The following is a 10,011-nucleotide window of genomic DNA, read 5'->3' on the forward strand; positions in this document are numbered from 1 at the left end:
ACTAGTCTGACAGAGAGGGTATGGTGGGCGTGTGTGAACGTGTACCTTCTGAATCTATTTTTTCAGGTAAGCACGCTTCAAGCATGCGAATAAGGCCTTTTGTTGTTATTGGTTTAGGAAATTGCGTAGCAAAATGACTTTGATTTAGCACTTCGTTACTTTCAGGTTCATTTATAGTTGTGATTAATGCGAGTTTAGAAATATGAGGATGATCTAAAGCATTTATTTTTTCACCAAGGGCTAATCCATTGCCGTCATTTAATTTTTTGTCAATTATAACAATATCAAAAGGGCGAGTAGGTTGGGTATAACATTGCTCGTAACTGACAAGTGCAGACTTGGTCGATGAACTTGTTGTTACATTTGCTCCCCAATGTGAAAGTTGTCTTTCAAGCATAGTAGACAGGCTGCGATTACTGCACACAATATGTATGTTTTTATTGGTTATGTTAACCGGTTGGCTGATTTTTTCTGGTTTAGTGCTTTTTTTAAATGTTACATCAAAGCTGAACTTACTTCCTAGATGCTCTTGCGATTCAACGTTGATATCACCTTCCATTAAAAGGCATAGTTTTTTTACAATTGCTAATCCTAAACCCGTTCCACCGTATTTACGTGTGGTGGATGAATCAACCTGAGAGAATGATTTAAAAAGCTTTGTTTGTTGATCAGCCGTTATACCAATGCCGGTGTCTTTTATTTGGCAGTAAAAGCGCATCTCCGTTGCATTAATTGGCAATAGCTTAGCTACTATTGTTACTTCGCCTTTCTCGGTAAACTTAAGTGCGTTATTAACAAGGTTGACGAGAATTTGCTTAAGACGTCCAGAGTCGCCAATTACATAACGGGTCTCAATGTTAGTCGTATCTAAAACCAGTTCAATGTTTTTTTGATAGGCTTGTATTGCTGATGTTTCAATAAAATCATCAAGCACGTCGCGCACGTTAAATTCGAGTTCTTCCAGTTCAAGCTTACCGGCATCCACTTTTGAAAAATCTAAAATATCGTTAATTATATTTAATAAAAAATTCGCGCTGTTAACCGCAATACGTGCATGCTCTTTCTGAGTCGGCTTTAATGGGCTATCTAGTAGAAAATTTAACATCCCCAGTACCCCGTTCATAGGGGTACGTATTTCATGGCTCATTGAAGCTAAAAACTCACTTTTAACGATACTTGCTTGCTCAGCCAGCGCTTTAGCCTCAATTAATGAATCGTTAGCAGCAATACGTTTTGTTATATCTTGTTGTATACCTACAAATGCTGTGAGGTTGGAATACTCATCAAATACGGGAGATATTTGCAAACTATTCCAAAATGCAGTGCCATCTTTTTTATAGTTTAATATTTCTATCCTTTGCGTTTTGAGTGTTTGTATTGCATGTTTAAGAGTAGAAATTGATTTTTTACTTGTTTCAGGTCCTTGCAATATTTTGCAATTGACTCCAAGCATTTCGTGCTTTTTATAGCCGGTTATATTTTCAAAAGCAGTATTAACAAAAACTAAAGGAAGCCCTTGCACTTTAGCGTCGGCAATCGAGATACCTACATTACATGACTCTATAGCATGAGCGAGTAAATCATTTTGCTCTTTCGCTTTTTTTAACGCGTCTTGAGATGCTTTTTGTTCGGTAACATCCGTAATTGACCCCGCCATTCTTATTGCAAAATTATTTTTATCTCTGAGTGCCATTCCTTTTACTCGATAGTAGCGGTATAGCCCCGATTTTGTTTTTAACCGGTGTTCAATATCATAAGGTGTACTATTTTTTAAGTGAGCTGTTAGGCGTTTATTGTGCTCACAAATATCGTCAGGGTGTACAAGCTCAAAAAAAGAGTCTGCCTTGTTTGGTAGTTCATCACTATCTTGATAACCAAGGAGCGCTTTAATACGTGGTGAAAAATACATCTTCGTTGATACAATATCCCAATCCCATATACCATCATTACTGCCTTTCACTGCCAGTTCATAACGGGCTTCGCTTAATTTAATTGCCTTTCGAGATGATTCTAAGAGTTTAAAAGGGTTGAGTAGTAAATGTCGTCCAAACATTAGCAATATAGTTGAAGAAATTAACAGGCTAAAAACAAGGGCTACAGCAATATCTTTCATAAAGCTGGCTACTTTATTTGTCAGTAACGTACTTGTTGTAAAATACTCAAGTTTAATATCTGTTGAGCCAATCTGCTTATGATTAATATTTATATAGTCTTCATTTTCTCGTAAGTTTGAAAAGGACACCCACGGCCCCTGTAAGGTAAAACTATGGCTATCAACTTTAAACTTTGCAGGTAATAGCTCTACCAATGGGGTATTAAATTGAATAATTAACGCACCTTCACTAAGGCCGTTATATTTAATAGGTACTGCCATGATAAATAAATCATTTTTACTCGTTTGATTCAGGATTATGGCAGTGTCTAGTTTGTCTTCGAGAATACCCGATAACCAATTGGGTTCTAATGAAATTATCTTCGCTAGCGAGTTGTCATTACTGTAAACAACTTCCTGAAGTATATTAACAATAGCAATGCTTTCTGTTTTACCTAAAATTTTATACTCAAATAAATAATCTAGCATGATCGCTTTTGATGTCTCTGAGCCCATAGTTGACGTTGTAAGGATTGGTTGCTTGGCCAGATCTTTAAGAATTTGCTCTCTTGTTTCAATAAAAAGTGTTAAGTAGCTCGTTGTAAGCTCAGACTCCATTTCAATACTTTTACTTTGTAAGTTTCGAATTGTATCCTCAGCGCGGCTACCAACAAGTACAAGGCTTATACCTATTGAAAATAAAAGACTTAAAGCCAAAAAAGTATAAAACGCATAATTTGTATTAAGCTTAATTTTTTTACTAAATTTGCTAAGCATATGTCGTTATACCCCTTCCTTTAGTTATTTTGTATCACATATATGTTGCCATCAGCTTGATAATTGGCCATACATAAATCATCGACTCCTAGCGCCTCATGGGCATCAGTATTGTTTGTAGTCCAAGTACTAAAAGGCTGTTTATATTCTTTAATTAAACCATTTACAGGTTTGTTTATATTCTCTAATGCTACTTTTATGTTTGCTCTATTATTACTGACATTATCTGTAAGAGTGGTTTGCGAAATAGCTTGAAGAAGTATTTTTGTTAAATCATATGCATGTATAAACCCAGCAGGTGCAGCTAGTTCTTCTAAAGAAACAGACAAAAGCGTTGCTTGCTCTTGTACATGTTTTGTAAGCGTTGCTTGCGGTTTGTTTAAAAAAGAAAAGCAGCTTTGAATAAAGTGTAAGTTTAGATTTGACTGCAAGGCTGTTTTTACTTTACTAAAAAAATCGCCTCCCGTAATCCCCCAGTGGCTGATAATCGGTAAGCGTTCACTTGCTTCAAAGCTCTCCATAGCACGAATTATTTCAGCGCCTTCAATTGCATTGCCAACAAACAAAATGCAATCAGCTTGATTATTTATTATTTTGCGTAAAATTATTTTTGCACTGTTTATTTTAGTGTTCCAGTTAAACCAATCTACTTTAGTGTCTTTGTCTCCAATTGCTTTTATTATTGAGTTGTAATTAGATTTCCCCCATGGCGTATTTTCTAATAATAGTTGTGGGTTTTTGCAGTTTAAGGTGTTGGTTGCATATTGGACCATTCTGTATCCTGCTTTTGTATCGTCAACAGAGAGTCTAAATACCCAGTTTTTATCGCTTGGGTAGCGTGTAATAGGCCCACCTGCTGCCCATGGCACTAAAAGTAACAGTTCGTTTTTATTTATAAAATCTCTATTTTTAATATAAGGTGGTGAATGCAATCCGCCTAAAAAAACCAGTGCATTTGGGTCTTTTAAAAATTGTCGCATATGTAATAAGCTGCGATTAGAGTTACCTCTATTATCTTTTTCGACAATATTTATTTGGTAGTTTTGGGCACTATAATCAACTTCAGCAAGCGCAGTAAGTGCCCCCATTTTCATCGCATAAGCAGATTCGTTATGGTTTGAATAGTCAGAATCATGATAAATGGTGAATGTTTTAACACTTTGCGTATTTGCGCTTAGTTCAAATGGCACGGTAAATAAAATGCCTAATAAGGCAAGTAAAGTGGTGATGCGCATAAGGAAACTTTATGTTAGTAATTTGTTGTAAAGTTAGCGTATTTTTTGGTTATTTTCCCGTTTTAAAAGAAATGATTTTGGTATAAATGAAAAGTGGTAAATTAGTATTGGGTAATAGGCGCATTTATTTAATGCTTATGTGAATAGAAAGAACCCGTATTAAAACGGGTTCCTTTTGAAATGCTAAGCTTATTTAAAGTCGCTTGGGTTGTGGCGCTCTACCATTTGTTCTTCTTCAGGACCCCATGTGCGATTAACACGACGCCCTCGTTTTACAGCGGGGCGCTCTGATATTTGTTTAGCCCAGCGAATAACGTGAGTGTATGAAGCAACATCTAAAAATTCAGCTGCATCGTACAAATCGCCAAGCACTAATGAGCCGTACCACGGCCAAATTGCGATATCAGCAATAGAATACTCATCACCCGCCATATAATCATTGTCACTTAAGTGACGATTTAATACATCAAGTTGGCGTTTCGTTTCCATAGTAAAGCGGTCTATAGGGTATTGCATTTTGCTTGGTGCATAACTGTAAAAGTGACCAAACCCGCCACCTAAATAAGGCGCAGAGCCCATTTGCCAAAATAGCCAGTTACGACACTCTGTTTTGGCTTTCAAATCTTTAGGGGTGAGCACATCAAATTTTTCGCTAAGGTACTGTAAAATAGAGCCTGATTCAAAAATGCGAGTCGGTGGCGTGGTCGAGTGATCCATAAGCGCTGGAATTTTTGAATTTGGATTAATATCAACAAAGTCAGATCCGAATTGATCGCCATCACCTATATTAATGAGGTATGCGTCATACTCGGCATTCGTTAAACCAAGTTCTAAAAGCTCTTCAAACATAATAGTGGCTTTTTGACCATTTGGCGTAGCAAGGGAATAAAGCTGAAATACGTGCTCGCCAATAGGTAAGGTTTTATCATGAGTCGCGCCCGCAATTGGGCGGTTAATACTGGCAAATTTACCGCCACTTTCGCTGTCCCACGTCCATACTTTTGGTGGTATATATTCGTTTTGCTCACTCATAAATAACCTCTCTGTTAGATAAAATTGTTTAAAGGTGGTCTGTTTAATTTATCGATCTTTAAGTTTATCGGCTTTTGCTAATTTAAAACCTAAAAGCATTCCGCTTAACGCTCCAAATAAATGACTTTCGAACGATACATGAAAACGCTGTGGCAAAACGCCCCATATAAAACCGCTATAAAGTACGGCAACTACAACGGCAATAATGATTGATTTTAATGAGCGCCTGATAACGCCGTAGCAAAGTATAAAGCCCCACAGGCCATATATAACACCGCTTAAACCGACATGAATATTACTGCGGCCAAATATCCACACTAACAACCCGCCTACACACGCTGTAAAAATAAATACATTGTAAAAACGCTTAACGCTGTATTGGCAAATTAGCCAACTTAACACTACAAATGGGACCATGTTGCTAGCGAAGTGCCACCAGCTGCCATGTAAAAAGGGGGCGCACAGTATGCCAATTAAACCTTGGATACTGCGTGGATATATACCTAGCCCATTTAAGTTAATTCCGGGTAGACTATTGATCACTTGTAATACAAAGCAAATAGTAACAACGCTAAAAATTGCGAAACGCTTACTGGTTAGCAACGACAGTGTGGTTGGCTTGGTTTGCATATAATTGCTCTAGTTAACTTAAGAGTTGCCAGTATAGGAATTGTATTTAGTAATTAAAAGCAATTAAAAAAGCACAGCATAAAAATGCTGTGCTTTTTTTAATTACTACTGGCTATTAACCAAGTTTGGTTAGTAGCTTTTTAGCGGCAAGTTCAGAACTTGCAGGGTTTTGGCCTGTGATTACTAAACCATCTTCTAGTGCAAGTACGCCCCAGTCTTCAGTTTTTTGGTAATCGCCACCTTTTTTAATTAGCTCGTCTTCAACTAAAAATGGCACTATGTCGGTAAGTTGCACTGCTGCTTCTTCAGAGTTAGTAAAACCAGTTACTTTTTTACCCGCAACTAATGCATTACCATCAATATCTTTAACATTTAAAAATGCAGCACTTGCATGGCATACCGCAGCCACTGGTTTTTGCTCTTTTATAAAGCTTTCGATAAGTGAAATTGAATCAGTGTTATCAACCAAATCCCATAATGGACCGTGTCCACCTGGGTAAAACACAGCATCAAAGTCGCTAGAATTTACTTCACTCAACACTTTAGTGTTTGCCATTAATGTTTGTGCTGCGCTATCTGCGTCGTAACGTTTAGTTGCATCTGTTTGAAAATCAGCAAGCGTACTTGTCGGATCAATAGGGGGTTGGCCACCAGCTGGAGACGCTAAGGTTACTTCAACACCTGCATCAATGAATGCGTAGTACGGGGCTGCAAATTCTTCTACCCAAAAACCAGTTTTTTCGCCAGTGTTACCAAGCTCTGCGTGAGATGTAAGAACCATAAGTATTTTTTTAGACATTAAATGTATCCTTCTGATGATTTGAATTAGTTAATCTTGCTTACCAACTACTATATGCACTAACGCAGCTTTAAACAACGATGATAAATTTAACTTTATTGGTTTAATAATTGATACAATTAAAGGGTTGAATTTTAAATACGCTACGGAGCATTTATGAAAGTCTCGTTTGAGCAATTAAAAAGCATGGTTGTATTTGCGCAAATCGTAGAGCAGGGCAGCTTAACCGCTGCTGCAAAGCAATTAGGGCTTACGCGAGCCGTGGCAAGTTATCACTTAAAAAAACTTGAAACCCAGCTTGAGGTTACTTTATTAAATCGCTCAACTCGTACTATGGCGCTTACTGAGGCGGGTATTGCTTATTATGAGCGCTGTAGAATCATTACCGAACAGGCTAACGCAGCTAATCAGCAAATAGAGAATATAAAAAGTGAGCCACAAGGTTTGCTTAAAATTAGTTGCCCTGTGAATGTAGGGATGCAATTAATTGTGCCAGCAATAAATACCTTTAAGCGCCAATACCCTAAAATTCAAATTGATTTACAACTTACCGACGACGTTATTGATATTATTAAAAATGGCTTTGATTTTGCTATTAGAGGGGTGGCGCTGAGTGACTCTAATTTACAAGCAACTAAGCTGACGACAATGAGCACGTGCATTTGTGGTGCGCCAGATTATTTTGCTCATTTTGGTAAACCTAAAACGCCTTTAGAATTGGCAGAGCATCAATGGGTGGTTTACCAGCTCGGGAGTAAAACTTTAACGCTTTCAAAAGATGGAAAAAAACACGACATCATAATGCAAGGTGGTTTAAGTACTAATAACGCCGCTTCGCGTACCGCTTTTGTCGAAGCTGGGCATGGCATTGGCCGTATTCCGCTTTATGATGCGTGGCCAAAAATACAAGCAGGGTTGCTTGAAATTGTATTAGATGATTATAAAAGCAAAGATATTGAACTGTACGGGGTATTTCCGCCAGGAGCAGCAGGCTCTAAAAAGCTACGGTTATTTATTGATTACTTAAAAGCCTATTTTGTAAAACAGCATACCGCTTTAGGTATGCTGAAAAGCGTTTAATTATTCTCGCTTTTAAAGCATTTATAAAATACTTATAAAGTACGGCTAAATAATGCAACCGCTTGTTGATACATATTAATTGCAAGGGCAGCGTCGTATCGCTCGCCTTCATCACGCATAAAGGCATGCTGCGCATTAACTTCTTGCCATTGGTAATTAATAGCTGTAGTTACGCATTGCTGATAAATTTTTGTACGACCTTCTTGTGGTACATGTGGGTCTTGTTTACCCCATATAAAGTGAATTTCACCTTGTATATCAGCCATGCGCTCAAATGAGTTGTTTCCAGGTTGCGCAGGTAATGTATCGCTGTGAATATCAGTTGCGTATAAACAAAATGCCGCTTTAATTTCAGGATTTAGCGCCGCTCTATAAGCTAAATGTCCGCCAATACATACGCCCATAGTGCCTATGGTTCCTGTGCAATAGCTTTGTAATCTAATAAAGTCGATTAGGGTTTGTGTGTCGCTATCGTGATGCTCAAGTGGCTTTGCCCATTTATCAGCGTTGCCTTTATCTTTACCTGCATCATCGTAATCGAGCACGGTACCTATAGGATTTAACTCATGAAACACTTCAGGTACTAAGACTACAAAGCCATGGCTTGCTAAAATAGCTGCGCTGCGTGCAATAGGAGCCGTTTGTTGAAAAATTTCAGAATAAAAAATAAGTGCAGGGAACTGTCCTTGCGTCTGAGGACGGTAAACAGTGGTGCGCATCAGGCCTGTTGGCGTTGGCAAGTCTGCGGTATGGTGTTGAACAATCATAAAAGCGCTCAGTTATATAAAAGTATATGGTAACCGAGCGCGATAAAATAAACGACTTTTGTTGTCGAGTATTTAAATACTAACAGGCATTTTAGTGCAGCTTGCGTAGTAGCTTACTGTTGCGGGCCAGTCTGAGAATATTCCCATTACGCCTACATCTTGTGCCAGTACATCAACAACGGTCATCATGTCGCCATCGTTATTTATAACGTCAGCAATTGACTGATAGTAATAACCGCCACCTTCATTTAGTGGGCCTGAGCGCTCAAGGCTCCATGCAATAATATTAAGACCCGCCGCTTTAGCGTCAATTGCGTATTGCGAAGGTGTAATGTTGTTATCGTTATCAATTGTTAAAAGCATCCATATAGGCGGCGCTATAATTTTAACGCCATCAGCAAAAAGTTGTTCCATGCTTGGCTGCCATGTATCTGCATTATTAGGGTCGAAACCAGCATCGCTATCACGACCATCTAAGTAAACACTTTGCGCCGCAAATTCAGGGTTTGAATTAATCCAATATTTCACATCGGCGAGATTAAATGATTGCGGATAAACACGATTAGCAGGGACATCCATTTGTGTATATTCATCGATCATTTTTTGCGCGTACTGTGTTTGCGTCATCCCATCAAAAGGCATGCTAACTTGTGGAGATTTAAGCTCTGGGGTCATTTTTACACCCAACTCTTTAAATAGCGTAATACTTTGCTTATGAGTTAATAGTGTACCGCTGGTGGCGTATAAATCGGTGCGCCAACTTGGCGTGCCATCCATGTAATCGGCAACCGTTGTCGCACTGGTATTAGCGCCATCCATTTTACCTTCAAGGGTTAAAAACTCCGCTAAGCTTATGTCGCTGGTACAACATTTAGCAGAAGCGGCAATACCATTAGCAGGGTCGGCTGGTGTAAATGGCACACTGCATTTAGCTGCTAGTTCAGGAATGGCTAAAATATTAGTTGTAGTGTGTAAGTCGCATTGAGAATGGCGACACACAAGCTCTTTATCGTTTGTAAATGTGACATCACATTCAATAATGCCAGCGCCCATTCTAGCGGCGGCAACGTACGCCTCCTTAGTATGTTCAGGGTATTGCATTGGCGCACCACGATGACCTATTGAAAAGTCAGTACGATAAAAAGGCCCTTCATTACATGATGCTAATTTTGTTTTTAGTGCACTGGGTGCCATATCATTAATTAAATAGTCAGGGCGAGTACCGAGTTGAATTTTTCCTTTATTAGCGACTTCTTCAACTTGATCATTGGTAACAGTGGCTTGTTTTTCTATTATTTTTTCATTGTTATTGCAGCCAGCAAGTGTACTCAAAAACAGGCAACTCGCAAGCAAGGTAATGCACTTCATTGTTTATCCTTAAAAAGTAAAATTTTTATTATTTTAATGGTTATTAATGACAACTTAGCTACAAGCTTATTAATTTACGTTTTTATTAGGGCCTGTTTATCTTTCGAGGTTAAATTTGCAGCAGTGTGTTTGGTATTTAGGCAAGGCAGAGCCTATGTAGTGTGGTTATTCCCCATAAATAGGCGATAACGCAGCATAAATGCCAAACATGCGCTGCCCTTGGGTTCTGCC

General features: G+C 38.5%; 8 protein-coding genes. 1 reads left to right on the forward strand and 7 read right to left on the reverse strand.

Annotation, left to right across the window (positions count from 1 at the left end; genetic code table 11):
• Position 1 precedes the first annotated feature (1 nt).
• The 5 genes from CWB66_RS19860 to CWB66_RS19880 form a co-directional block, all read right to left on the reverse strand.
• Positions 2-2,869, reverse strand: a complete 2,868-nt coding sequence (locus CWB66_RS19860) for a PAS domain-containing hybrid sensor histidine kinase/response regulator (protein ID WP_138586712.1) — start codon at positions 2,867-2,869, stop codon at positions 2-4.
• A gap of 20 nt (positions 2,870-2,889) precedes the next feature.
• Entirely contained in the window at positions 2,890-4,104 is a 1,215-nt protein-coding gene (locus tag CWB66_RS19865) for an ABC transporter substrate-binding protein (protein WP_138586714.1), read from the reverse strand.
• A gap of 189 nt (positions 4,105-4,293) precedes the next feature.
• Positions 4,294-5,136 (reverse strand): glutathione-dependent disulfide-bond oxidoreductase, encoded by an 843-nt coding sequence (gene yghU / locus CWB66_RS19870; protein ID WP_138586716.1) that lies wholly within the window; start codon positions 5,134-5,136, stop codon positions 4,294-4,296.
• Positions 5,137-5,184: 48 nt separating this feature from the next.
• Positions 5,185-5,766, reverse strand: a complete 582-nt coding sequence (locus tag CWB66_RS19875) for a rhomboid family intramembrane serine protease (protein ID WP_077537343.1) — start codon at positions 5,764-5,766, stop codon at positions 5,185-5,187.
• 115 nt (positions 5,767-5,881) lie between these two features.
• On the reverse strand, positions 5,882-6,565 hold the full coding sequence (locus CWB66_RS19880) for a type 1 glutamine amidotransferase domain-containing protein (protein ID WP_138586717.1): 684 nt from the start codon (positions 6,563-6,565) through the stop codon (positions 5,882-5,884).
• 156 nt (positions 6,566-6,721) lie between these two features.
• Between CWB66_RS19880 and CWB66_RS19885 the strand changes: the two genes are divergently transcribed.
• Positions 6,722-7,645 carry a LysR family transcriptional regulator gene (locus tag CWB66_RS19885; RefSeq protein WP_138586718.1) on the forward strand — a complete coding sequence of 308 codons (924 nt, stop codon included), beginning with the start codon at positions 6,722-6,724 and terminating at the stop codon, positions 7,643-7,645.
• 32 nt (positions 7,646-7,677) lie between these two features.
• Here the strand turns inward: CWB66_RS19885 and CWB66_RS19890 are convergent, their stop codons facing one another.
• Both CWB66_RS19890 and CWB66_RS19895 read right to left on the reverse strand, forming a co-directional pair.
• A complete protein-coding gene (locus CWB66_RS19890) occupies positions 7,678-8,412 on the reverse strand; it encodes a dienelactone hydrolase family protein (RefSeq protein ID WP_138586719.1) in 735 nt (244 codons plus the stop codon).
• A gap of 72 nt (positions 8,413-8,484) precedes the next feature.
• Positions 8,485-9,780, reverse strand: a complete 1,296-nt coding sequence (locus tag CWB66_RS19895) for a glycerophosphodiester phosphodiesterase family protein (protein WP_138586720.1) — start codon at positions 9,778-9,780, stop codon at positions 8,485-8,487.
• Positions 9,781-10,011: the final 231 nt, after the last annotated feature.

The sequence above is a fragment of the Pseudoalteromonas sp. S558 genome (assembly GCF_005886635.1).
GTDB classification, from domain to species: domain Bacteria; phylum Pseudomonadota; class Gammaproteobacteria; order Enterobacterales; family Alteromonadaceae; genus Pseudoalteromonas; species Pseudoalteromonas aliena.

What these genes read in the sequence shown, in the direction of transcription:
- CWB66_RS19865 (WP_138586714.1), bottom strand. Translation starts at nt 4,104, where the DNA reads ATGCGCATCACCACTTTACTTGCCTTATTAGGCATTTTATTTACCGTG.
- CWB66_RS19885 (WP_138586718.1), top strand. Translation starts at nt 6,722, where the DNA reads ATGAAAGTCTCGTTTGAGCAATTAAAAAGCATGGTTGTATTTGCGCAA.
- CWB66_RS19875 (WP_077537343.1), bottom strand. Translation starts at nt 5,766, where the DNA reads ATGCAAACCAAGCCAACCACACTGTCGTTGCTAACCAGTAAGCGTTTC.
- CWB66_RS19890 (WP_138586719.1), bottom strand. Translation starts at nt 8,412, where the DNA reads ATGATTGTTCAACACCATACCGCAGACTTGCCAACGCCAACAGGCCTG.
- CWB66_RS19880 (WP_138586717.1), bottom strand. Translation starts at nt 6,565, where the DNA reads ATGTCTAAAAAAATACTTATGGTTCTTACATCTCACGCAGAGCTTGGT.
- CWB66_RS19895 (WP_138586720.1), bottom strand. Translation starts at nt 9,780, where the DNA reads ATGAAGTGCATTACCTTGCTTGCGAGTTGCCTGTTTTTGAGTACACTT.
- CWB66_RS19860 (WP_138586712.1), bottom strand. Translation starts at nt 2,869, where the DNA reads ATGCTTAGCAAATTTAGTAAAAAAATTAAGCTTAATACAAATTATGCG.
- yghU (WP_138586716.1), bottom strand. Translation starts at nt 5,136, where the DNA reads ATGAGTGAGCAAAACGAATATATACCACCAAAAGTATGGACGTGGGAC.